This window comes from Arthrobacter sp. 05T420 (assembly GCF_056396305.1).
Genome location: NZ_JBFTLG010000006.1, coordinates 170941 through 193412, shown reverse-complemented (window position 1 = coordinate 193412; position 22472 = coordinate 170941). Strand labels below are relative to the sequence as shown.

At 67.7% G+C, this 22472-nt stretch carries 20 protein-coding genes and 2 tRNA genes; 14 read left to right on the top strand and 8 right to left on the bottom strand.

All coding sequences use genetic code 11. From position 1 onward, the window contains the following. Nucleotides 1-180 precede the first annotated feature (180 nt). From mmsB to AC1DEM_RS08250, 3 genes are all read left to right on the top strand, one after another. Nucleotides 181-1083 carry a 3-hydroxyisobutyrate dehydrogenase gene (mmsB, locus tag AC1DEM_RS08260; RefSeq protein ID WP_476884005.1) on the top strand — a complete coding sequence of 301 codons (903 nt, stop codon included), beginning with the start codon at nt 181-183 and terminating at the stop codon, nt 1081-1083. A 109-nt stretch (nt 1084-1192) separates the two neighbouring features. Further along, nucleotides 1193-2677 carry a CoA-acylating methylmalonate-semialdehyde dehydrogenase gene (locus AC1DEM_RS08255; protein ID WP_476884004.1) on the top strand — a complete coding sequence of 495 codons (1485 nt, stop codon included), beginning with the start codon at nt 1193-1195 and terminating at the stop codon, nt 2675-2677. A gap of 140 nt (nt 2678-2817) precedes the next feature. Further along, entirely contained in the window at nt 2818-3384 is a 567-nt protein-coding gene (locus tag AC1DEM_RS08250) for an isochorismatase family protein (RefSeq protein WP_476884003.1), read from the top strand. Here the strand turns inward: AC1DEM_RS08250 and AC1DEM_RS08245 are convergent. Beyond that, nucleotides 3381-3992, bottom strand: coding sequence for a hypothetical protein (locus tag AC1DEM_RS08245; RefSeq protein ID WP_476884035.1), 612 nt, complete (start codon nt 3990-3992; stop codon nt 3381-3383). The genes AC1DEM_RS08250 and AC1DEM_RS08245 overlap by 4 nt on opposite strands. Before the next feature lie 99 nt (nt 3993-4091). Then, complete coding sequence (locus AC1DEM_RS08240) at nt 4092-4955, bottom strand: SGNH/GDSL hydrolase family protein (RefSeq protein ID WP_476884034.1); 864 nt, start codon at nt 4953-4955, stop codon at nt 4092-4094. 94 nt (nt 4956-5049) lie between these two features. Here AC1DEM_RS08240 and AC1DEM_RS08235 point away from each other — a divergent pair, with 94 nt between their 5' ends. Then, complete coding sequence (locus tag AC1DEM_RS08235) at nt 5050-5706, top strand: alpha/beta hydrolase (protein ID WP_476884002.1); 657 nt, start codon at nt 5050-5052, stop codon at nt 5704-5706. Between the two features lie 63 nt (nt 5707-5769). On the opposite strand, the gene AC1DEM_RS08230 is transcribed toward AC1DEM_RS08235, so the two are convergent. Continuing rightward, nucleotides 5770-6006, bottom strand: coding sequence for an RNA-binding S4 domain-containing protein (locus AC1DEM_RS08230; protein WP_090576591.1), 237 nt, complete (start codon nt 6004-6006; stop codon nt 5770-5772). Between the two features lie 33 nt (nt 6007-6039). On the opposite strand from AC1DEM_RS08230, the gene AC1DEM_RS08225 reads away from it, so the two are divergent. The 3 genes from AC1DEM_RS08225 to AC1DEM_RS08215 all read left to right on the top strand — a co-directional run bounded on the left by AC1DEM_RS08225 (nt 6040) and on the right by AC1DEM_RS08215 (nt 9519). Continuing rightward, on the top strand, nt 6040-7005 hold the full coding sequence (locus tag AC1DEM_RS08225) for a DMT family transporter (RefSeq protein ID WP_476884001.1): 966 nt from the start codon (nt 6040-6042) through the stop codon (nt 7003-7005). A 121-nt stretch (nt 7006-7126) separates the two neighbouring features. Further along, complete coding sequence (locus AC1DEM_RS08220; RefSeq protein WP_277526103.1) at nt 7127-8512, top strand: glycine--tRNA ligase; 1386 nt, start codon at nt 7127-7129, stop codon at nt 8510-8512. 2 nt (nt 8513-8514) lie between these two features. Further along, nucleotides 8515-9519 (top strand): GNAT family N-acetyltransferase, encoded by a 1005-nt coding sequence (locus AC1DEM_RS08215; RefSeq protein WP_476884000.1) that lies wholly within the window; start codon nt 8515-8517, stop codon nt 9517-9519. A gap of 82 nt (nt 9520-9601) precedes the next feature. Here AC1DEM_RS08215 and AC1DEM_RS08210 read toward each other — a convergent pair whose 3' ends face one another. The 4 genes from AC1DEM_RS08210 to AC1DEM_RS08195 form a co-directional block, all read right to left on the bottom strand. Further along, the gene (locus tag AC1DEM_RS08210; protein ID WP_476883999.1) at nt 9602-11041 is read right to left on the bottom strand and encodes a short-chain fatty acid transporter; all 1440 of its coding nucleotides are present in this window, start codon (nt 11039-11041) and stop codon (nt 9602-9604) included. Nucleotides 11042-11111: 70 nt separating this feature from the next. Further along, nucleotides 11112-12008 carry a lysophospholipid acyltransferase family protein gene (locus AC1DEM_RS08205; protein ID WP_476884033.1) on the bottom strand — a complete coding sequence of 299 codons (897 nt, stop codon included), beginning with the start codon at nt 12006-12008 and terminating at the stop codon, nt 11112-11114. A gap of 76 nt (nt 12009-12084) precedes the next feature. After that, nucleotides 12085-12897: a DUF1295 domain-containing protein gene (locus AC1DEM_RS08200; protein WP_476883998.1), complete on the bottom strand. Its 813-nt coding sequence runs from the start codon at nt 12895-12897 to the stop codon at nt 12085-12087. Then, entirely contained in the window at nt 12897-13661 is a 765-nt protein-coding gene (locus tag AC1DEM_RS08195) for an alpha/beta hydrolase (RefSeq protein WP_476884032.1), read from the bottom strand. Before AC1DEM_RS08195 ends, AC1DEM_RS08200 begins: the two co-directional genes overlap by 1 nt. Before the next feature lie 255 nt (nt 13662-13916). Between AC1DEM_RS08195 and AC1DEM_RS08190 the strand changes: the two genes are divergently transcribed. The 7 genes from AC1DEM_RS08190 to AC1DEM_RS08160 all read left to right on the top strand — a co-directional run bounded on the left by AC1DEM_RS08190 (nt 13917) and on the right by AC1DEM_RS08160 (nt 21790). Then, a complete protein-coding gene (locus AC1DEM_RS08190; protein WP_476883997.1) occupies nt 13917-15290 on the top strand; it encodes an FAD-binding oxidoreductase in 1374 nt (457 codons plus the stop codon). A gap of 113 nt (nt 15291-15403) precedes the next feature. Further along, the gene (locus AC1DEM_RS08185; protein ID WP_476883996.1) at nt 15404-16897 is read left to right on the top strand and encodes a YibE/F family protein; all 1494 of its coding nucleotides are present in this window, start codon (nt 15404-15406) and stop codon (nt 16895-16897) included. Nucleotides 16898-16998: 101 nt separating this feature from the next. Next, nucleotides 16999-18177, top strand: a complete 1179-nt coding sequence (gene dusB / locus AC1DEM_RS08180; RefSeq protein WP_476883995.1) for a tRNA dihydrouridine synthase DusB — start codon at nt 16999-17001, stop codon at nt 18175-18177. Next, the gene (locus AC1DEM_RS08175) at nt 18170-19459 is read left to right on the top strand and encodes a deoxyguanosinetriphosphate triphosphohydrolase (protein ID WP_476883994.1); all 1290 of its coding nucleotides are present in this window, start codon (nt 18170-18172) and stop codon (nt 19457-19459) included. The genes dusB and AC1DEM_RS08175 overlap by 8 nt, the downstream gene beginning before the upstream one ends. 52 nt (nt 19460-19511) lie before the next feature. After that, complete coding sequence (gene dnaG / locus AC1DEM_RS08170; RefSeq protein ID WP_476883993.1) at nt 19512-21455, top strand: DNA primase; 1944 nt, start codon at nt 19512-19514, stop codon at nt 21453-21455. A 53-nt stretch (nt 21456-21508) separates the two neighbouring features. After that, nucleotides 21509-21581: transfer RNA gene (locus AC1DEM_RS08165), tRNA-Asn, on the top strand. Between the two features lie 136 nt (nt 21582-21717). Continuing rightward, nucleotides 21718-21790, top strand: a tRNA-Asn gene (locus AC1DEM_RS08160). 134 nt (nt 21791-21924) lie between these two features. Here AC1DEM_RS08160 and AC1DEM_RS08155 read toward each other — a convergent pair. After that, nucleotides 21925-22332 carry a hypothetical protein gene (locus AC1DEM_RS08155; RefSeq protein ID WP_090576548.1) on the bottom strand — a complete coding sequence of 136 codons (408 nt, stop codon included), beginning with the start codon at nt 22330-22332 and terminating at the stop codon, nt 21925-21927. Nucleotides 22333-22472: the final 140 nt, after the last annotated feature.

Genomic DNA, 22472 nt, shown 5'->3' with positions numbered 1-22472 from the left:
CGAGTGTGTCGTCAACGGATACGGGGAGCCGGCACCGACTTTGTGCATTTGTGCACATGGCATCTGTGATTTTTTCCCTTGATTGCACTCTATCAGCGGTGTGATGCTGGACACTGGGACGCCGGGTTCCGGCCTTCGGGCCGGCCTCCCGGCAGCACATCAAGCAAAGGAGCTTAAGTTATGGCAGTCATCGCCTGGATCGGACTCGGAAACATGGGCGGGTCCATGTCCGTCAACCTCTCAAACGCCGGACATGAGGTCCGCGGTTTCGACCTCAACACCGCAGCAGTTGCCGCTGCCGAGGCCGGGGGAGTCAAGGCCGCCGGCAGCATCGCCGAGGCCGTCGCCGGCGCCGACGTCGTCTTCACCATGCTCCCCAAGGGCGAGCACGCCCGCGCCGTGTACCTTGGTGAGGACGGCGTCCTGGCCCACGCGGACACCCGGACATTGCTGGTGGATTCCTCCACGATCGATATTGCCTCCGCTCAGGCCCTGCACGACGCCGCCGCTGCCGCCGGCTTCCGTTTTGTGGACGCGCCCGTCTCGGGCGGCATGAGCGGCGCCAAGGCCGCCACCTTGACGTTCATGATCGGCGGCGAGGCCGGCGCCGTTGCCGAGGCCACCGAATACATCCGCCCCATGGCCGCGAACATCATCCCCACCGGCGGCGCCACCACCGGCCAGGCCGCAAAGATCTGCAACAACCTCATGCTGTTCATCAACCTCGCCTCCACCGCCGAGGGCGCGGTCCTCGCCGACCGGCTCGGCCTGGATAAGCAGGTTTTCTGGGACATTGCCTCGGTCTCCTCCGGGGACAGCTGGGCGCTGCGCACCTGGTACCCGGTGGCCGGCGTCGTGCCCACCGCGGCATCCAACAACGACTTTGCCCCGACCTTCACCACGGAGCTGGCCAACAAGGACATCGGCCTGGCCATCAGCGCCGCGCGTGACACCGGCACCCCGCTGGAAATCGGCGAGCATGTCCAGCAGCTCTTCCAGCGGCTCATCGACTCCGGCCAGTCCGGCCAGGACTGCTCCATGATCGTCAAACTCGTCGACGGCACGCTCGACCCCGCCAACTAACCGCCCCGCCAGCCAGCCGACCGCGCCAAGCAGGCGCCCTGCCCGCCAGGGCCCAACCCTTGAGGGCCCGCAACGTCACGGCCCCGCCCTTCACGAAAGAGATCCACCCATGGAACGCATTCCGCACTTCATCAACGGCGCCCTGATTTCGGACGCCGAGCGCTTCGGCCCGGTCTTCAACCCCGCCACCGGCGAGCAGGAGAAAGAGGTGGCGCTGGCCTCCGCCGCCCGCGTCGAGGAGGCCGTCGCGGCCGCCCGCGCCGCTCTGCCCGGCTGGCGCGCCACGAGCCTGGCCAAGCGCACCGGCATCTTCTTCAAGGTCCGTGAACTGCTCATGCAGCGCCGGCCCGAGCTGGCGGCCCTGCTGACCAGCGAGCACGGCAAGGTCCTCTCGGATGCGGAAGGCGAAATCACCCGCGGCCTGGAGAACATCGAATTCGCCACCGGACTGGCCCACATGCTCAAGGGCGAGCGTTCCGAGCAGGTCTCCGGCGGCGTCGACGTCCATTCGGTGCGCCAGCCGGTCGGCGTCGTCGCCTGCATCACGCCGTTCAATTTCCCCGCCATGGTGCCGCTGTGGATGATCGGCAGCGCCCTGGCCTGCGGCAACACCGTGCTGCTCAAGCCCAGCGAAAAGGATCCGTCCTCGGCCATCTTCATCGCCCAGGTCTTCGCCGAGGCCGGGCTGCCGGCGGGCGTGCTCAACGTGGTCCACGGCGACAAGGAAGCTGTGGACGTCCTGCTGGAACACCCGGACGTCAAGGCCGTCAGCTTTGTCGGCTCGACGCCGATCGCGCAGTCCATCTACAAGCGCGCCGCCGATCACGGCAAGCGCGTCCAGGCCCTGGGAGGCGCGAAGAACCACATGGTGGTCCTGCCGGATGCGGACCTCAACATGGCCGCGGACGCCGCCGTCTCGGCCGCCTACGGCTCCGCCGGGGAACGCTGCATGGCAGTCAGCGTCCTCGTCGCCGTCGGCAGCATCGCCGATGAACTCGTGGACGCGATCAGCACCCGCATGGCCGCGCTCACCATCGGCCCGGGCACGGACCCGGCCTCCCAGATGGGCCCGCTCATCACGGCCGAGCACCGTGACAAGGTGGCCTCCTACGTTGCCGGTGCGGCCAACGAAGGCGCCACCGTGGTGGTGGACGGCCGCGAGCACGAATTCGACTCCAACGGCTTCTTCATCGGCGTCAGCCTGATCGACCACGTCAAGCCCGGCATGAAGGTCTACGACGACGAGATCTTCGGCCCCGTCCTCTCCGTGGTCCGCGTCGAGACCTACGCCGACGCCGTCAAGCTGGTCAACGACAACGAGTTCGGCAACGGCGTGGCCATCTTCACCCGCGACGGCGGCGCCGCCCGGCAGTTCGAGTTCGACGTCGAGGCCGGCATGGTGGGCGTCAACGTGCCCATCCCGGTGCCGGTGGGCACCTTCTCCTTCGGCGGCTGGAAGAATTCGCTCTTCGGCGACACCCACATGTACGGGCCGGAAAGCATCCGCTTCTACACCCGCGGCAAGGTTGTCACCACCCGCTGGCCGGACCCGTCCACCTCGGTGATCGACCTCGGCTTCCCCCAGGTCGACTGACACCTCTCGGTTTCGACTCCAACGCGGGGTCACGTACGGTCCATCCGGCACCGGATCATGGGCCGTAGGTGACCCCTCGTTGCTTTTGGGGTCCGGGATTAGAGTAGGCAGCCAGGGACAGCCACGATCCAGGAGGCACCATGACCACGCTCCTCAACCGACCCAACACGGCATTGCTTGTCGTCGATATGCAGGTTGGCGTCGTCGCGGAGGCCTACCGCCGTGACGACGTCGTCGCGACCATCGCCGCCCTCGTGGACAAGGCGCGCGGTGCCGGAGTGGACGTCGTCTGGGTGCAGCACAACGGCGAGGAACTCCCGCGCGGCAGCGCCGGCTGGCGGTACGTGCCGGAACTCGCGCGGCGCGATTCGGAGCCGCTGGTGGCCAAGGAGTACAGCGACGCCTTCGAGGCGACCGATCTGGAGTCCGTGCTGGCCGATCGAGGCATCGGCCGCTTCTTCCTGGCCGGCGCGCAGACGGACGAGTGCATTCGCTCCACCCTCCACGGCGCGATCACCCGCGGCTACGACGTCACGCTGGTTGCCGACGCCCACACCACCGAGGACCTGACCGACTTTGGCGCGCCGCCGCCGGAGCTGGTGGTGGCCCACACCAATTTGTACTGGCAGTACCACAAGGCCCCGGGGCGCACGGCGGGAACGGTCAACGCGGCCGACGTCGACTTCACCAGCCCTGCAGGGTCTTAGCCCTTCATGATTTCGGCGCGCTGGGCCATGTAATTCTCCATGGACAGCTTGCCGTCGCTGTACTGCTGGTCGAGTTCGGCCAGCTTGCGGGCCCGGTAGCCCTGCGCGCCCGACGGCGGCGGGGGAATCTGCGGGGCCTGCGGCTGCCCTGCTGCCGGCGCAGGGGGAGTTGGGGGTGTCTGCCGCTGCGGCTGCGGCGGGTTGTTCAGGTACTCCGGGCTGTCCTCGTAGGGAACCGGAGACTGGTAGCCGGCCGGCCCGGAATATGGCGGGTTGGGGTACTGCTGACCAGGGTAAGGCTCGGTCGGGAACGGCTGGTCGGGGAATCGTGGAGCCGGGTACTGCTGGTTCGGGATCTGCTGACCGGGGTTCGGCTGGTTGGCCGGTCCCGGCTGCCTCGGGGCGCCCAACTGGCCGAAGCCGCCGAAGTAGTCCTGCTGCGTGTAGCCATCCCGCGGCTGGTTGCTCTGGTTGCCGGGGTTGTTCTGGTTGCCCGGGAACTGGCCGAACTGTCCCGGCGTGCCCTGGTTCCGGCCGCGGGCGGAACGGCGGTAGAGGCGCATGGCCACGGGAATCACGAACGACAACACGATGATCCAGAAGAACATACTGCTCACGGTATGGGGCCTTTCAGCTGCTGGGCCTTCTCATCTGCGGGCTCAAACATCGGGCCGGAGAAGTGTTCTTCCAGCTTATGCCCCGCAAGCTCAGGACCGCACCGCATCCTCGGCGCCGGGCGGTCCTTCGCCGGAGCCAAGCGGAACGCCGGGACCGAACACCGGGCCGGCCAGGGGCCGCTTGGCCGTCACGCCGTCGCCCGAGGACCTGTGCCGCAGCCGCCGAACCACCCAGGGGACAAAATACTCTTTGGCCCACACCAGGTCCCCGCTGCGCGCCTCGCGCCAACTGCGCTGAGGCAGCGGCTTGGGGGAGAGCGGCTGCAGGGTGTGCTGGACGTTCAGCGAGTCCAGCACCATGGCCGCGATCGTGTGGTGGCCCAGCGGTGAGAAATGCAGCCGGTCAGCATTCCACATCTGCGGGTCATTGAGCTGGCGCAGGGACCACATGTCCGCGATCACGGCGTCGTGGCGCGCGGCGATGGTGCGCAGGTTCTCGTTGTAGATGGCCACCTTGCTGCGGATCCGGCCCAACACCGTGGAACCGGTGTCCGGGCCGTTGAACAGGACCACGGTGGCGCCGCCCAGGCTCAGGATCTGCACCACCGAGTCAAGCTTTTCGGCCAGCACGTCCGGGTCACCGCCCGGGCGGATGAGGTCGTTGCCGCCCGCAGAGAGCGTGATGAGATCCGGTTTGAGCGAGAGGCAATGCGCCATCTGCTGGTCCACGATCTGCTGCAGCAGCCGGCCACGGACGGCCAGGTTGGCGTACGCGAAGTCGTTGTGGCCGCGGCTGAGTTCCTCGGCGACGCGGTCTGCCCAGCCCCGGTGGCCGCCGGGGCTGGCCGGTTCCGGGTCGCCGATGCCTTCCGTGAAGGAGTCGCCCACGGCCACATAGCGGGTCCACGGGTGGGTGACGATAGTGTCCGCTGAGGTATCCCGTGAATTTCCCATGGCTTCGGTTTCGCTCACCCCCTTATCCTGCACTGTTCAGGTTAAGCTACGCCACCGTGAGTTGTTACCGGCGGGTAACTGTAAGAATGGTTCCATGACTCACGCTGATGCCCTTCCGGCCCCCGTCGTCCTTTGGTCCAAGCCGGAGCAGGAGCGGGCCGGCAAACCCCTGCTGGTCCTGCTCCATGGCTACGGCGCCAACGAACAGGACCTGCTCAGCCTGGCGGAGATGCTCCCGCAGGACTTCGCGGTGGCCTCGTTGCGCGCCCCGCTCCCCGAGGGTCCGGGCTTCACCTGGTTCCCGCTGACGGCGTCCATTGACTATTCGCTCGACGCCGTCAAGGTCGCCGCAGCGTATGTCCAGGAGTGGCTCGACGGCGTCAAGGCCAACCACCCGTCGGTGACGCTGCTGGGGTTCTCGATGGGCATGGCCATGGCCACCACGTTGCTGCGGCAGCGTCCCGCGGACTTCGCCGCCGTCGTCGGCCTGTCAGGGTTTGTCGTCGACGCGGGCGACGATCCCAGCTTCCGTGACGGCGAGCTGGACGGCACAGTTCCGCTGTTCTGGGGCCGGGACCAGCAGGACCCGGTGATCACCGAGGACAAGATCGACTACACCATCGGCTGGGTCCGCAAGTACGTGAAGCTCACCAAGGTCCTGTACACGGGCATGTGGCACGGCATCAACCAGCAGGAAATCGGTCACGTCTCGGAGTTCCTGACGCACGTGGTGCTCAACTCCAAGAAGTAGCCGCAGGTTAGAATTAGCCGCGCCCGGACGAGCAGCCAGGAGGCCGCCCGCCCGGGCAGGGGACTAGGAGGCTGCGGGCGCGCTGATCCGCACGGTCCGGGCGTTTACGGTGACGGTGTCGCCGTCGTGAAGCTGACGGCCGCGGCGCTCGTCGATCTCCCCGTTGACCTTGACCAACCCGTTCTTGATCAGTTCTGCGGCCTCCACCCCGTCCTCCACCAGATTCGCAAGCTTTAGCAGCTGGCCCAGCCGGATCATGCTGTCGCGGATGGTGATGTCTTCGAATTCCGGATTGCTCATACAAGCAATAATGCCCGACCTAAGGTGGCACCAATGACCCACACCCCCCGGCTCCCGCTGATCGTGGGCCTGCCCATGGCCGTCGCGACCGGTCTGTTCATCCCGGTCCAGGGCCGGATCAACGGCGCACTCGGGGTGGTGCTGGGCGACGGAATCGGCGCCGCCGTCGTCAGCTTCAGCACCGGGTTGGTGGTGATGACAGTCATCTCGCTGGCTCTGCCCAAAGGCCGGGCCGGCCTGGCCCGGATCCTGCCGGCCGTGCGCGAACGGCAGTTTCCGCGCTTTTACGTGTTGGCCGGCTGCATCGGGGCCTTCTTCGTCTTCGCCCAGTCCTTCACCGTGGGACTGCTCGGAGTTGCCCTCTTCACGGTGGCCGCCGTGACGGGGCAGACCCTCAGCGGCCTGCTGGTGGACCGGATGGGGATCGGGCCGGCGGGGAAGAGACCCATCACCGGGATCAGGGTGATCGGCAGTGTACTCACCGTCGCCGCCGTCGCCTGGGCGGTGTCGCCCAGGTTCAGCGCCGGGGAATCCGGGCTGCAGCTGCTTGTCCCCGTGATGCTTCCGCTCCTGGCCGGGTTCCTGATGAGTTTCCAGCAGGCCATGAACGGCACGGCCACCGTGCACTACGGCACCCCCATCGCCGCGACACTCGTGAACTTCATCGCCGGAGGCGCCCTGCTGTGGGTGGCCTGGCTGATCAAACTCGCGGTGGCAGGGGCCGGCAACCCCCTTCCTGCGCAGTGGTGGTATTACCTTGGAGGTCCGCTGGGCTGCATCTTCATCGGCATCGGCGCCCTCCTGGTCCGCAGCCTGGGCGTTCTGGTCACCGGCCTCGGGATGATCGCCGGACAGCTGCTCGGCTCGCTCGGGCTGGACCTGATAGTGCCGGTGCCCGGAACTGTGATCGCGCTCCCGACAGTCCTCGGCACCGTGCTGACGCTCGGCGCCATCATCCTGGCCACCCTGCCTTGGCCCCGCGGCGCGCTGAAGCGGTAACGGGCCGGTAGGCTTGGAGTTTGCATCGCACTGTTCGTTTCCCCCGTCCGGCAACCAGCTGGTGACCCGGGGCTGACACCGCGGACCGCACCCAGCGGCCCTGTACAAAATTGGAGTTCCCATGGCAGCAAAATCCGTCCTTGACCAGATCATTTCCCTCGCCAAGCGCCGGGGATTCGTTTTCCAGGCCGGTGAAATCTATGGTGGCTCCCGTTCTGCCTGGGACTACGGGCCCCTCGGCGCCGAGCTCAAGGAAAACATCAAGCGCCAGTGGTGGCAGTCCGTGGTCCGCGGCCGCGAAGACGTCGTAGGCCTGGACTCCTCCGTCATCCTGCCCCGCCAGGTCTGGGAAGCATCCGGCCATGTCGATGTCTTCTCCGACCCGCTGGTGGAGTGCCTGTCCTGCCACAAGCGCTACCGCGCGGACCACCTCGAGGAAGAGTACGAGGAGAAGAAGGGCCGTCCTGCCGAGAACGGCCTCAAGGACATCGCCTGCGCCAACTGCGGCACCCGCGGCCAGTGGACGGAGCCCCACGAATTCTCCGGCCTGCTCAAGACCTACCTCGGCCCCGTCGCCAGCGAGGAAGGCCTGCACTACCTGCGGCCCGAGACCGCCCAGGGCATCTTCGTGAACTTCGGCAACGTCCTGACCACCTCGCGGAAGAAGCCGCCGTTCGGCATTGGCCAGATCGGCAAGTCGTTCCGCAACGAGATCACGCCGGGCAACTTCATCTTCCGCACCCGCGAGTTCGAGCAGATGGAGATGGAGTTCTTCGTCGAGCCCGGCACGGACGAGCAGTGGCACGAGTACTGGATGAAGGAACGCATGTCCTGGTACACGGGCCTGGGCATCCGCGAAGAGAACCTGCGCTTCTTCGAGCACCCGCTGGACAAGCTCAGCCACTACTCCAAGGGCACCACCGACATCGAATACCGGTTCGGCTTCCAGGGCTCGGAGTGGGGCGAGCTTGAGGGCATCGCCAACCGCACCGACTTTGACCTCTCCACCCACGCCAAGGCCTCCGGCGCGGACCTGAGCTACTTCAACCAGGCCACCAACGAGCGCTACACCCCGTACGTGATCGAGCCCGCGGCCGGCCTCACCCGCTCCTTCATGGCCTTCATGATCGATGCCTACACCGAGGACGAGGCCCCCAACGCCAAGGGCGGCGTGGACATCCGCACCGTGCTCAAGCTCGATCCCCGCCTGGCCCCGGTGAAGGCGGCCGTGCTGCCCCTGAGCCGCAACGAGGACCTGTCCCCGAAGGCCAAGGACCTCGCCGCCCAGCTGCGAAAGAGCTGGAACATCGAGTTCGACGACGCCGGCGCCATCGGCCGGCGCTACCGCCGCCAGGACGAGATCGGCACCCCGTTCTGCATCACCGTGGACTTCGAGACCCTGGACGACCAGGCCGTCACCATCCGCGAACGCGACACCATGAGCCAGGAACGCGTTTCCCTGGACAAGGTGGAGGGCTACCTGGCCGCACGGCTGATCGGCGCCTGACCATGGCCATCGCATACCGGGAATGGCGGGAGGGCGACGACCTCGCGCTTCTGGAAATCTGGGGCGGTCCTGAGACGGTCCAGGCCGGACAGTTCCGCGGAACGCTGGCGCCCTCGGGTAATGCCCCGTGGCGCCGTTGCATCGTGGCCGAGGACGTCGTGGACGGTGTCGCCATTCCGGTGGCGGCTGCCGTGGTCCATGAGGCCTCGCTGCATCCGGAACGGCTCTGGGCGTATGTCGAGGTCGCCCGGGACCACCGCCGCGCCGGCCTCGGGTCCACCCTGCTGACCATGCTGCGGCACGAGGCTGCCCAGGCGCCGTCGGGAGTGTCCAGGCTGCGCTGCAAAGTGGAGCCGGGCACCGCCGGTGCGGCGTTTGCCGAGGCCGCGGGCCTGGCCCCGATCCAGCGCTCCCGCCTCGTCGTCGTTGACCCGGCGCCGCTGAAGCTGCCGGTGTTCGGCGACGGATCGGAGTCCGCTGCCACCGATCAGGTCGAAGACCTGGCCACAGGCTCGGTGGAGCTCAGCGACGTCGTGGGACGCTACTACACCGCCGTGCACGGCTGGGACAGCCCGGGGGAGCTGAGCGTCGCCGCGGTGCAGCGCCTGTTCCTGGATGACCTCAGCGGCGCCCACGGAGCGATCGTGCTGCGGGCGCCCAAGGCCAGCGCCTTCGGGCACGGCATCGCGGCGAGCCGGAAGGGCCGGCTGGAGGGGTTCGCCATCAGCTACGCCCAGGGAATTCCGGGCGCCGACGCCGACAGCGACGGTGCGGCCGGGTCTTCTGAACCTACTGAGGTTTTCCTCGGCCACGAGCCCAAGCTCGACGCGGACCAGGCCCGGGCCGCCGTCCGGGATCTTCTGGCCCTGATCGCCTACCAGCACCCGGTGATGCTGGAACTGGACGACGCGATGACAGCCCTGCGCGCCGTCGTCGAGCCGCTGCTCGAGAGCGGCAAAGCCCATGTCCAGGGCTCGGCAACGTTGGTGGTCTCCGACCCGGCGTAAGCCTTAACCCAGCTGACCCGCAGTTGCGGCCGTTACGGCCCCGGCTGCGGGTCAGCTTGTGTTAAGCCCGGTTATTGCACAGCTATTTGGGGATCACCGGCGGCACGAAGTCGAAGGTCATGCCCAGCAGCCAGACGAGCAGCAGGACCACCGGCAGGTGGAAGGCGAACTGCAGGAAAGTGAAGCCCACCAGATCCCGGGCGCGCAGCCTCAGCACCGCGAGCAGCGGCAGCATGAAGAACGGGTTGACCAGGTTCGGCAGTGCCTCGGCAATGTTGTAGATCTGCACGGTCCAGCCGAGGTTCATGTGGACGTCGGTCGCGGACTGCATCACGTACGGCGCTTCCACGAGCCACTTGCCGCCGCCGGAGGGCACCAGGAGACCCAGCAGGGCGGTGTACAGCGCAATGACGACGGCGAACGCGCCATTGCCGCCGATGTCCGAGAAGAACCCGGCCAGGTGCGCGGAAATGGACATCCCGTCGTGGCCGGTGGCCTTGGTCAGGATCGCGGCCATCGCGGCGTAGAGCGGGAACTGGACCAGGATGCCGGCGGTGGCAGGGACCGCCTTGGTGACCGCCTGCAGGAAGTTCCGCGGCGTCCCGTGCAGGACCAGGCCCAGTATGAGGAACACCAGCAGGTAGCCGTTGAGGCTGCTGACCACGCTGAGGAACGGCTTGGTGAAGAACTGCGAGATGAGCCAGCCGAGCGTGAGGATTCCGGCCAGGATCGGCAGGAGCTTGCTGTATTCGAGCCATTCGCCCGGCCGGGAGCGTGGCGCGGGCTCGCTCGGTTCGTCATCCAGGTCCACGCCGAGGTCCTCGGCGGTGCGGATCGAGCCGCCGTGGGGCGCGGAGAAGTGCGCGATCACGGTGGTGAGGGCCATCAGGATGGCCAGTGTCAGCAGTGACTGCCAGGTAAAGATTGTGGTCCCGAAGTCCAGGATGCCGGTGATTTTCAGCAGCGCCGGCGGCAGCGACGCGGCGGTGGCCTGCAGCTGCGCGGCGGAGGAGGACAGCCCGAGCGCCCAGACGGCGCCGAGGCCCATGAACGCCGCCGCGCCGAGGGCACGGTAATCCACGGTCAGGTCCTTGCGGCGGGCGATCGCCCGCGCCAGCAGACCGCCGAAGATCAGGCTGAGCCCCCAGTTGAGGAAGGACACGGACATCGACATCAGCGCCACGAAGCTCACCGCGGTCCGCGCGGTCGACGGGACGAGGGCAAGCCGGTTGATCAGCTTCGCCACGGGCGGGGAGGTGGCCACGACGTAACCGGTCAGGACCACCATGGCCATCTGCAGGGTGAAGGCGGTCAGGTCCCAGAAGCCGTTCCCAAAGGAGTCAGCGATGGCCTGGGGCGAGGCGCCGATGGCCAGCGCGGCCACCGCGATGATGACGACGCCGGCGAGGGCGAAGATGTAGGCGTCCGGAAACCACTTCTCCGTCCACGACGCCATCCGTTGGGCTATCCGTGCGAGACCGCGTTCTTCGATTCCGCTCTTGGTCACGACTGTGCTTGCCACAGGTGTCCCTCTCCATTGAGTGCGTTTTGTACCCCATGGAGCTTAGTCAAGACGATGGCGGAAACCGGGTTTATCGGCGCCGGGTACCTGCGCGCCGCGGACCGTCGGCCTCGTCCAGCCGGCGTCGCTCCTCCTCGGTCGGGGCACTCCCGCCGAGACCGGCCGGCATCCACCAGGCACCGGGCGCGGGCAGCAGGGGAAAGTCGGCGATGCCGGTGTCGATCCCGTCCTGGAGCGTCTTGGCCAGGCGCGCGGTGGCCTGCCGGGCGTCCCTGGCCGGGGCCGGGAGGGAGCCCGGGAGGATCGGGGCGCCCACGTGGATGCGGACCGGGGCATGCCAGGCGCGCAGCGGCGAGAAGGCATGGTGGCGGGTCATCAGCCGGTGGGCGCCCCAGATGGAGACCGGGATGATCGGCACGCCGGCCTCCGCGGCCATCCGCACCGCACCGGTCTTGCATTCGCGCACCGTGAAGCTGCGGCTCACGCCGGCCTCGGGCAGGACAGCGATGTACTCGCCATCCAACAGCTGGGCGACCGCGGCATCGTAGGCGTGAGCCCCCGATCCGTACCCCACCACGACATGCCCGGCCGCGCTCACCGCGGGCCCGGCCAACCAGTGGTCGGCCGCTCCCTGCGTGACGAGGAAGCGCAGCTGGGCCCGGTTGTGCCACCACAGCAGCATCTCGGCAAAGGCAAAGTCGAGATAGCCGAAGTGGGTGATCGCCACCACGGCACCCCGGCCGGGCACCACCGGGCGCGACAGGCCGCGGGCGCTACCACGGTGAGAAGCACCTTGGGAAGCGCCCTGGGAAGCAGGACCGCAGGTGGCAGCACCGAGAGACTCGGGCTGGGGCAGGTGCTCCTGCCCTGTGACAATTACGCGAATCCGGAACAGCCAGCGCAGCACCAGCCCGGTGCAGAGCGTGAAACGGTAGAAGCGGTCGTTGGGTTCCGGCCGCCAGCTCAGGGGCCGCCAGTTCATCAACCGCCACCTCACCGGCCGCCAGCTCAGGGGAGGCCGGGCTTGGCCCGGGCCGCGCATGTCAGTGCCGGCCCGCCCGCCGCCGGGGCGGCAGGGGCAGGAAGCCGGAGGTGGATTCGATGTATTCCTTGTAGCCGGGCCGTGCGGACATTGCCTTTTCGGTCAGCGGCTTGCCCGTCTTGCCCGCAAGGGTCCAGATCATCAGGGCGGGGGAGAGGACGGTCAGCACCCCCGGCCAGGAATCGGCGGCCACGAGGAAGAGCCCTGCCCAGACGGCGGCGTCGCCGAAGTAGTTGGGGTGGCGGGTGTAGCGCCACAGCCCAGTGTTGAGGACGGTGCCGCGCTTGGCGGGATCGGCCTTGAACTGCTTCAGCTGCCAGTCGCCCACCGTCTCGAACACGAAGCCGAGGATCCAGAGCAGGACGCCGGCGACCGCGAGCCAGCCCAGGCTTCCGGTGGCGAACATGCCGACCTGGATGGTGAGCGAGACGAAGAACATCACCGCGCCCTGGGGCAGGTAGACCCGCCGCAGGGCGTAGACGTTGCGTGATCCGGGTGCTGCGGAGAGCATGTCCACATAGCGCGGGTCCTCGTGGCCGCCGCGTGCGCGGAGCCCGATGTGGACGGCGAGGCGGATGCCCCAGACAGCGACCAGGACAAGCAGCAGCAGCCGCCGTCCGTCGTCGCCGTATCCAGCGGAGAGCAGCCAGGAGATGCCGGCCACCACGACGAAGCCGAGGCCCCAGACGGTGTCGATAACGGAGTGCCGGTTCTGCCGCACGGCAACCGCGAAGGTAACTGCCAGCAGGACCACGAGTCCCGCGATGACCCACGGCAGGCTGGCCAGGAAGGCATCGAGCGGGAAGGGCGGCATCACAACACCACCGGCAGGCGTGTTCCGGCCGCCGGCAGGGCGCCGCGCAGGGCGCTGCGCAACGCGTCCGTGGATCCAGAAACGTCAGCTCCCGTGGCCTCGCCGAAGGCATCGAGGACGAAGCCGTTCGCCAGCGCATTCCACAGGGTCACCCGGCGGACCATGAAATGGCCGGCACCCTTGAGGGAGACGTAGTCGACGGACGCGGCGACGCCTTCGGCGCGCCGGGCATAGTCCAGTGACTTCGCCGGGCTGGTCCAGCGGTCGTCGGTGCCGTGGACGATCAGGACCCGGCGGCCAGCGACAGGTTGGACCGGGGTTTTGTGATCAATCCACGGGGCGAGCGCGACGACGGCCTCGACCTGCGGGTCGTCGGCCACGCACAGTGCCGTGAGACCGCCCATCGAGTGGCCCAGCAGGAACACCGGCACGCCGGGATGCTCCTGGCTGATCCGGTCGAGCGCCCACCGGGCATCGTGAACGGGGGACATGTCCTCCCCGTTCCAGCCGCGGTACCGGTTGCGCAGGGTCCAGACGGCTAGCCCGTGCGGGCCGCCCTTCCGGTGCAGTGCGCGGGCGAAGGGCAGCATCCGGGCCGGGCTCAGGTGCCGGCCGCGGACGGCGTCGTAGCTGTCGGCCCGCCCGCCGTGCAGGACCAAGGCGACTGCGCGGGTCTCCCCGGCGGGTTCGACGATTCTCAGCACGGCCCTGGCGGCGGGCCCGGAACGTCCCGCCCCCGGTTCTCTGTCGTCTCGTCTACGCATGGCCATGCGTGTGTCCTTCCTTCGTCCGTCAATTACCAACCCTAGGTTCCAGCCTCCGCCCGTCAAGGCAGGGGGTGCCTGATGTGGATTCGGAGCCGGTGCCCGGGGCGATGGGTGCCGTCCGCCAAAATGCCCTTGACGGGGAAATGCGGGAGGAGTAGGCATGTTGAGGTAAACCTCCGGGCGTCACGCCGGCTGGGAGCGCAGAGAACCGTCCGGGTCGAAGCTCACGACACGAAATCGACGGTACAGAAAATGAACGCAACAAAGTTCGATAGCCTGCGCGAGCAAGTCCGCGGGCAGATCATCACGCCCGGCGACGCCGGTTACGACGCGGCGCGCGCGGTCTTCAACGGCATGATCGATAAGCGGCCGGCAGCGGTGGTCCAGGTATCCCAGGTGGCCGATGTCATCTCCAGCGTCAACTTCGCCCGGGACAACTCCTTGGATCTTGCCATCCGCGGGGGCGGGCACAGCGCCCCGGGCTTTGGCACGTGGGATGACGCCTTGGTCATCGACTTCTCAAAGACCACCGGTGTCCGGGTCAATCCCGCAGCCGCGACGGCCCGCTCGGAGGCCGGTGCAACATGGGCCGACTTCAACCACGCGACCCATGCCTTCGGGCTGGCGACCACTGGCGGCATCGTCGGCTCAACCGGCATCGCCGGGCTGACCCTCGGCGGCGGCATTGGCTATCTGAGCCGCAAGTATGGTCTCAGCTGCGACAACCTGCTCTCCGCCGACGTCGTCACGGCCGAGGGGAAGTTCCTTACTGCCAGCGAAAGCGAGAACGAGGACCTGTTCTGGGCGCTGCGCGGCGGCGGCGGGAACTTCGGCGTCGTGACGTCGTTCGAGTACCGGATGCACCCCGTGGACATGGTCCACGCCGGCATCATCATCTACCCCATCGAGCATGCAGAGACGGTGGCAAAGTTTTACCGGGACCACATCGCCGCCGCCCCCGAAGAGTTTGGGGCGTTCCTGGGCTTCCATCAGGGTCCTCCGGTTCCGTTCCTGCCCGAGGAGTGGCATGGCAAGCCGGTGTGCGTCATCGTCGGCATGTGGACCGGCGACCTGGCGGAAGGTGCGGCACGCTGGCAGCCGTTCCTGGACGTCGCTCCGGCGGCGGGATCCATGATCGGGCCCATGCCGTACCCCGCCCTGAACACGGCTTTCGACCCGCTGCAGCCACCCGGCATGCAGGCCTACTGGAAGGCTGATTTTCTGGCGGAGCTCAATGACGGCGCCATCGCTGCGCACATCGAACACGGCAGCAAGGTCCCCAGCGTACAAACCGCGGTACATATCTACCCCATCGACGGTGCTGTCCAGCGGGTGGGAGCCACGGACACGGCGTTCGCCAACCGGAACGTGAAGTTTTCGCCCGTGATCGCGGCGCAGTGGCTGGACCCCGCGGAAAACGAGGCAAACATCGCCTGGGTGCGCGACTACGCGGCCGCACTGCGGCCCTATTCGGCTCCCGGCGGCTACATCAACTTCATGGACGGGGATGATCTGCCCAGGATTGCGGAGAACTACGGGGAGAACTACAAGCGGCTGAGGGAGGTCAAAGCCAAGTACGATCCGCAGAACCTCTTCCACGTCAACCAGAACATCGAGCCGGCGTAACTGGACGCCTCACCGGGACACGGGGCATGCCGCGGATGCGCGGCGTGCCCCGTCATCCGCCCGGACAACCCTCGCCCACGCCGTAAAGTCTTCGGCATGAGGTTGAACTGCTGATGGGCGCCGGACACTCGCACTCCCACACTGAACATTCTGAGCCGACGCCGCAGACGCTCGCGGCGCGGAAGAAGGCCAACTGGATCCTGGCTGCCATCCTGGTTCCGCTGACGCTGCTGACCCTGGCGGCCATGGCCTTCATGTGGCCGTCGGGAAGCAAGGAAGGAATCACCCTGGCCAGCCCCTATGCGGCGGCCCCCGGCGTGACGTTTGATACCGGCAAGATCCAGCGGGTCGTCGTCGGCAGCTGTTCGGATGCCCAGGCCGGTGGTGACGCCGCGGCGCAGCAGGGCACGTCCGGTTCCGGCACCACTCCGCAACCCCCGAACGAGGGCTCGCAATGCACGTTCGCCTATACCGAGCCGGACAAGGGCGGCAACCCGGTGAAGGTGGTCATCAACCCGGACATCGCGAAATCCCACGGAGTGAAACCCGGGGACAACATCCGCTACCTGAACCTCTCCAAGGTGCAGGGAGCCGACGGCCAGGGAGCGCCGGCCTATGTCTTCGTCGACTTTGTCCGGACGCTGCCCATCATCTTCCTGGCCGTGCTTTACGCCGTCGTCGTCATCGCGGTGGCGCGGTGGCGCGGCCTGCGCGCCCTGATCGGACTTGTCGGCGCCTACGTGGTGCTTGTCTCGTTCATGCTGCCCGGCCTGGTCGAGGGGAAGCCGCCGCTGCTGCTGGCGCTCGTGGGGTCCACGGTGATCATGATCGGGGTGCTCTATTTCGCCCACGGCTTCTCCGCCCGCACGTCGACGGCGCTGCTCGGGACTATGTTCGGCCTCGCCATTACGGCGCTGCTGGCTGCCTGGGCCACCGACGCCGCAAACCTCGCCGGTGTGGGCAGCCACGACGCCGCCACCCTCACCAACATGTCAGACAACATCTCCATCTCCGGCATCATCCTGTGCGGTCTGATCATCTCCGGTCTCGGCGTGCTGAACGACGTCACCATCACACAGTCGTCGGCCGTCTGGGAACTGTGGGAGCTCGCCCCCGAGACCAGCGCGCGGAAGCTCTTTGCGTCCGCGATGCGGATCGGCCGGGACCACATCGCCTCCACGGTCTACACGATTGCGTTCGCCTACGCCGGCGCGGCCCTGCCGATCCTGATCCTGGTCATGCTCTACGAACGGCCGCTCGGGGACGCCCTGACCAGCGCCGAACTCTCCGAGGAAGTCATCCGCACCCTGGTCGGTTCCGTGGGGCTCGTCCTCGCCGTGCCGGTCACCACCCTCATCGCCGTGCTCGTGGTCAAGGCCACCGGGATCAAGGGCGGCTCGGTAAAGCGGGTTGCCGTGGGCGAGCCCGACTGGGTCAGATCCGAGGCCGGCGGCTCTGTAGGGGTTGCGCCGGACCGGGGCACGACGGACGGGGGCACGACGGACGGGGTCGGGCCGGACGGGGTCGGACCGGACGGGGGCGGGCCAGACGACGCCGGTGCCGGTCCTGCCACGCGCCGCGGGCGGCGTGCCGCCCTGCGGGGCTGACGCGGACCCTGACGGGACCCGAAAGTATCCACATGGCCGGGCATTTCCACATAGCCGGAGCGGGACCGGGCCGATTTGCCCGTCTTTGAGACAATGGTCGGGTGACTGTTGTAGCAACGCCTCCCGCCCCTAAGCTGGAACTCCCGCCCCTGAAGCTGGGACCGATCACCGTGGACACCCCGGTGATCCTGGCTCCCATGGCGGGCATCACCAACTCCGCCTTCCGCAGGCTGTGCCGTGAATACGGCGGCGGCCTGTATGTGGCGGAGATGGTCACCTCCCGCGCCCTCGTGGAGCGCACGCCGGAATCGCTGCGCATCATTTCGCACGACGACGACGAGAAAGTCCGCTCCGTCCAGCTCTACGGCGTGGACCCTGTGACCGTCGGCCAGGCCGTCCGGATGCTCGTCGAGGAGGACCGGGCCGACCACATCGACCTCAACTTCGGCTGCCCCGTGCCAAAGGTGACGCGTCGCGGCGGCGGCTCTGCTTTGCCGTGGAAGATCGACCTCTTCACCTCGATCGTCCAGACCGCGGTGAGGGAAGCTTCCAAGGGCAACGTCCCGCTGACCATCAAGATGCGCAAGGGCATTGACGAGGACCACCTGACGTACCTCGACGCTGGCCGGATTGCCCGCGATTCCGGCGTCGCCGCCGTCGCTCTTCACGGCCGCACCGCCGCACAGTTCTATTCCGGCCAGGCAGACTGGTCCGCCATTGCCCGGCTGCGCGAGGCCCTGCCGGACATTCCCGTCCTGGGCAACGGGGACATCTGGTCCGCGGAGGACGCGGTCCGAATGGTCCGCGAAACGGGTGTGGACGGCGTCGTCGTCGGCCGCGGCTGCCAGGGCAGGCCCTGGCTGTTCGGCGATCTCATGGCCGCATTCGAAGGCAGCGAGCAGCGGTACCGGCCGGATCTGCGCCAGGTGGCCGAAAGCGTGTACCGGCATGCCGAGCTCATGGTCGAAACGTTCGGGGACGAAGGCAAGGCCCTGCGCGAAATCCGCAAGCACATTGCCTGGTACTTCAAGGGCTACGTGGTCGGCGGCGAGCTGCGGACCAAGCTGGCACTCGTCACCAGCCTCGAGGTGCTGCGCGGGACCCTGGACCAGTTGGACCTTGACTCGCCGTATCCCGGGGCCGACGCCGAGGGCCCGCGCGGCCGCGCCGGTTCTCCCAAGAAGCCTGCGCTGCCAAAGGACTGGCTGCTGAACCGGACGCTGGACGATGCGCAGACACGCGACATCTCCTTCGCCGAACTGGACGTCTCCGGTGGCTGAGACCCGGACCACCGCCCCCATCCTGGACGGCTACACCTCCCGCGACTGCGCCCGGTGGGTCGAAGAGCCGCCTAAGAGCACGTACCGGTCGGACTTCGAGCGCGACCGCGCGAGGGTCCTGCACTCCTCGGCGCTACGCCGGCTCGGCGCCAAAACCCAGGTGGTGGCGCCGGATACTGACGACTTCGTCCGGACCCGGCTCACCCACAGCCTCGAAGTTGCCCAGGTGGGCCGGGAACTGGGCCGCGCGCTCGGCTGCGACCCCGACGTCGTGGACACCGCGTGCCTCAGCCACGACCTCGGCCACCCGCCCTTCGGCCACAACGGCGAAGCAGCCCTCAACGAGGTGGCCCATGGGATCGGCGGCTTCGAAGGCAACGCCCAGACGCTGCGGCTGTTGACCCGGCTGGAGCCAAAGGTCCTGGCCGCCGACGGCCGGCCGGCTGGCCTGAACCTGACCCGGGCGAGCCTCGATGCCGCCGCCAAGTACCCCTGGTCCGCCGTGAACGCGCCGGTCATCCACGGGGAGCGGACCAGCAAGTTCGGCGCCTACGAGGACGACCTCCCCATTTTCGACTGGATCCGCGACGGCGCCCCGGAACGCCGGTCCTGCCTCGAAGCGCAGGTCATGGACCTGGCGGACGACATCTCTTACTCGGTGCACGACGTCGAGGACGCGATCGTCGCAGGCCACTTCCAGCTCCGCTGGATGGACAACCCGGACCACCGCGCCCGCGTCGTCGGCTACGCCAAGCAGTGGTACCTGCCGCACAACGACCCCGCCGCGATCGACGCGGCACTGGCCAGGCTGGAGGCCACGGACGTCTGGGTGCGCGAGGCCGACGGCAGCCGCAAGGCCATGGCGGCGCTCAAGGACATGACCAGCCAGCTCATCGGCCGCTTCTGCCAAAGTGCACTGGAGGCCACCCGCACGGTCTACGGCCCGGAGAACCTGACCCGCTACAACGCGGAACTGATCGTCCCGGATGAGACCGTCATGGAAATCGCGGTGATGAAGGGCCTGGCCACCACCTTCGTGATGACCACCGAACACCGCCAGCCCATTTACGAACGCCAGCGCGAGGTCCTGCATGCCCTTGTCACCGCGCTCAGCGCCACCGGGGACCGCCACCTGGAGCCGATGTTCGCCGCCGACTGGCTCGACGCCGCGGACGACGCCGCGCGGCTGCGCGTCGTCATCGATCAGGTCGCCTCGCTGACGGACGGCTCGGCGCTGGCCATGTACGAGCGCCTCGTGGGCAGCCTGCCGTCGCTGTGGTGACCGCCACCGTGGCCGGCCCGCCGGCGTCGTACCCGGGGACTAGGATGGCACAGTGGCCGGCCTGATCAAACGCGAAGACATCGACGAAGTACGCCAGCGCACGGACATCAAGGAAGTCATCGATGGCTACGTGACGCTCAAGGGAGCCGGACTGGGGTCCTACAAGGGCCTGTGCCCCTTCCACGACGAGCGCTCACCCTCCTTCACGGTCCGCCCCCAGGTTGGCCGGTACCACTGCTTTGGCTGCGGCGAGGACGGCGACGTCATCTCCTTCGTCCAAAAGCTGGACCACACCACCTTCCACGAGGCCGTGGAGAAGCTGGCCCACCGGATCGGCTTCGAGCTCCGTTACGAGGACGGCGGCTCCGGGCCCAACCGGGAGGACATCGGCCGGCGCCAGCGGCTGCTGGACGCGCACAAGGTGGCCGACGAGTTCTTCCGTGCCCAGCTGATCACCCCGGGCGCGGCCGAGGGCCGCAACTTCCTCTACGAACGGGGCTTTGACCGTGCGGCGGCGGAACAGTTCGGTGTGGGCTACGCGCCGCAGGGCTGGGACTCGCTGCTCAAGCACCTCCGCGGCCGCGGCTACACCGAACCGGAACTCAAGCTGACCGGCATGTTCTCCGAGGGCGGCCGGGGGATCTACGACCGGTTCCGCGGCCGGCTGGTATGGCCCATCCGGGACATCGCGGGCGACACCATTGGCTTCGGTGCCCGCAAGCTCTACGAGGACGACCAGGGCCCGAAGTACCTGAATACCCCCGAAACCGCGCTCTACAAGAAGTCCCAGGTCCTTTACGGAATCGACCTCGCCAAGCGCAGCATCGCCAAGGACCGCCAGCTCGTGGTGGTGGAAGGCTACACCGACGTCATGGCCTGCCACCTGGCCGGCATTCCGACGGCGGTGGCCACGTGCGGCACCGCCTTCGGCACCGAGCACATCAAGATCGCGCGCCGGCTGCTCTCCGACGACGGCAGCGGGGGAGAGGTCATCTTCACCTTCGACGGCGACGCCGCGGGCCAGAAGGCGGCACTGCGCGCCTTCGAAGAGGACCAGCGGTTTGTCGCGCAGACTTTCGTGGCGGTGGAACCCAGCGGCGCGGACCCCTGCGAACTCCGCCAGTCCAAGGGCGACTCCGCCGTCCGGGATTTGATCGGAAGCCGCCGGCCGTTGTTTGAGTTCGCCATCCGGGCCACCCTGAAGCGGCACAACCTGGACACCGTGGAGGGCCGGATCGCTGCCCTGCGTGAATCCGCGCCCGTGGTGGCGCAGATCCGCGACGCCGGCATCCGGCCGGCCTACGCCCGGGAGCTCGCCGGCTGGCTGGGGATGCCGGTCGAGGAAGTCAGCCGGGCCGTTGGTGCGGCCACCAAGCGTGCCGCGCAGGCGGCCTCGACCCCGCCGGGTGGCGGGCAGGGCCAGGGCCATGGACAGGGAAATGCCGGGGCTGGCCGCGGCTTTGCCGGGACTGCCCCGGGCGTTGCCCCGTTGCCGACGTCGGCCGTGCTCCCGTCCTTCAACCGGCCTGATCCCCGGGACCCCGTGGCGGCGATGGAGCGCCAGGCGCTCGAGGTCGCACTGCAGGAGCCCGGGATGCTCGAGGGTGAGACGTGGCAACGCTTCTCGGAGGCGCGGTTCTCCACGCCCGCCTATCTCGCCATCCACGAAGCCATCCGGGCTACCGGACTCGGGTTTGCCGGGGACCCGGTGCGCTGGGTGGAGCAGTTGCTGCAGGAAGTCCCTGAGCCGCTGCGCCCGCTCGTGTCCGAACTCGCCGTGGTGCCCCTGCCGGCCAACACACCCGAAGGTGTCCTGCGCTACTGCAAGGACATCCTCGCCCGCCTGTTCGAGCTTCAGATCACCCGGGTGAAAGCCGAGAAAATGGGCCAGCTGCAGCGCCTGGACGCCTCGGCCGATCCGGAGGAATTCCAGCGGCTGAATCGCGAACTCATGCAACTTGAGATGCAGCGGCGGTCCCTGCGCTCGGACGCCTGAGCCGCCGATTTCGTTTCCCGGGCAGGTGTTTGCTAGGCTTATACCCGCTTCATTCCTCCTTAGCTCAATTGGCAGAGCATTCGACTGTTAATCGAAGGGTTGCTGGTTCAAGTCCAGCAGGAGGAGCGCGCAGTCCCCGTTCCGGGTTCCGGAACGGGGACTTTTTTCATACCCGGAGGGGGTATTTCACAGCTGGCCGGCACAGACGCCCTGGCCGATTTCCCTACCGGCAAAACGTTTGCTAATGTCGTACCTGCTTCATTCCTCCTTAGCTCAATTGGCAGAGCATTCGACTGTTAATCGAAGGGTTGCTGGTTCAAGTCCAGCAGGAGGAGCGGACAGGTCCCGCAGCCGGTGAAAACCGGCCGCGGGACCTTTTTTATTGCTTCGTTGTGTTGACCCGTACCCTGCACCTGGCTGGGTGTTTCAGTGGGCTGGGCGTTTGTCGCCGGGCTTCCAGCGGCCCGACTTAGACGAAGTACATTTCCACCTGGAGGAAGCGCTGGGCCTCGGCCACCGCGGCCTGGAAGGCCTCAAGCTCCGTGGGGGACTTCCGCGGCTCCCGCGGATGCCATTCATGCGGCGCCGAGTGCACCTGGGTGAATCCGCCGCCCGGGGGGGCATAGAAGATGCCGAACCGTTGCACCGGCCACTCGGGGGAGGATTCCGGGGCCACGAGCAGGGCGGAGTCATAGGCCGGGTTGTACCACTGCGCTATCGGGCGGCGGCGGTCTTCGGTGAACAGGCCGGAGGCGTACAGGGCCGCCGACTGCGGACTGGTCTGGCTGCACAGGCGATCCCACCACAGGGGCAGGATTCCGGCATCGCACCGCTGCCATGTGGCCGGAAGGGGCGGGGGGTCCTGCCTGTGGGGCATGAAATAACTGTATCTCCCGCCGCGGACGTCGAACAGGGTGCGAGTGGGCCAAGGCCAGGCGGCGAGGGCTCGCCGTGTTCCCGGTGCCCGTGGGACATACTCAGTGATGGTCCTGCTGTCCGTGGGACATGCTCAGTGTT

Coding starts and splice junctions, on each gene's coding strand:
- mmsB (WP_476884005.1), top strand. CDS start 181: ATGGCAGTCATCGCCTGGATCGGACTCGGAAACATGGGCGGGTCCATG.
- AC1DEM_RS08255 (WP_476884004.1), top strand. CDS start 1,193: ATGGAACGCATTCCGCACTTCATCAACGGCGCCCTGATTTCGGACGCC.
- AC1DEM_RS08250 (WP_476884003.1), top strand. CDS start 2,818: ATGACCACGCTCCTCAACCGACCCAACACGGCATTGCTTGTCGTCGAT.
- AC1DEM_RS08245 (WP_476884035.1), bottom strand. CDS start 3,992: ATGTTCTTCTGGATCATCGTGTTGTCGTTCGTGATTCCCGTGGCCATG.
- AC1DEM_RS08240 (WP_476884034.1), bottom strand. CDS start 4,955: ATGGGAAATTCACGGGATACCTCAGCGGACACTATCGTCACCCACCCG.
- AC1DEM_RS08235 (WP_476884002.1), top strand. CDS start 5,050: ATGACTCACGCTGATGCCCTTCCGGCCCCCGTCGTCCTTTGGTCCAAG.
- AC1DEM_RS08230 (WP_090576591.1), bottom strand. CDS start 6,006: ATGAGCAATCCGGAATTCGAAGACATCACCATCCGCGACAGCATGATC.
- AC1DEM_RS08225 (WP_476884001.1), top strand. CDS start 6,040: ATGACCCACACCCCCCGGCTCCCGCTGATCGTGGGCCTGCCCATGGCC.
- AC1DEM_RS08220 (WP_277526103.1), top strand. CDS start 7,127: ATGGCAGCAAAATCCGTCCTTGACCAGATCATTTCCCTCGCCAAGCGC.
- AC1DEM_RS08215 (WP_476884000.1), top strand. CDS start 8,515: ATGGCCATCGCATACCGGGAATGGCGGGAGGGCGACGACCTCGCGCTT.
- AC1DEM_RS08200 (WP_476883998.1), bottom strand. CDS start 12,897: ATGCCGCCCTTCCCGCTCGATGCCTTCCTGGCCAGCCTGCCGTGGGTC.
- AC1DEM_RS08195 (WP_476884032.1), bottom strand. CDS start 13,661: ATGCGTAGACGAGACGACAGAGAACCGGGGGCGGGACGTTCCGGGCCC.
- AC1DEM_RS08190 (WP_476883997.1), top strand. CDS start 13,917: ATGAACGCAACAAAGTTCGATAGCCTGCGCGAGCAAGTCCGCGGGCAG.
- AC1DEM_RS08185 (WP_476883996.1), top strand. CDS start 15,404: ATGGGCGCCGGACACTCGCACTCCCACACTGAACATTCTGAGCCGACG.
- AC1DEM_RS08155 (WP_090576548.1), bottom strand. CDS start 22,332: ATGCCCCACAGGCAGGACCCCCCGCCCCTTCCGGCCACATGGCAGCGG.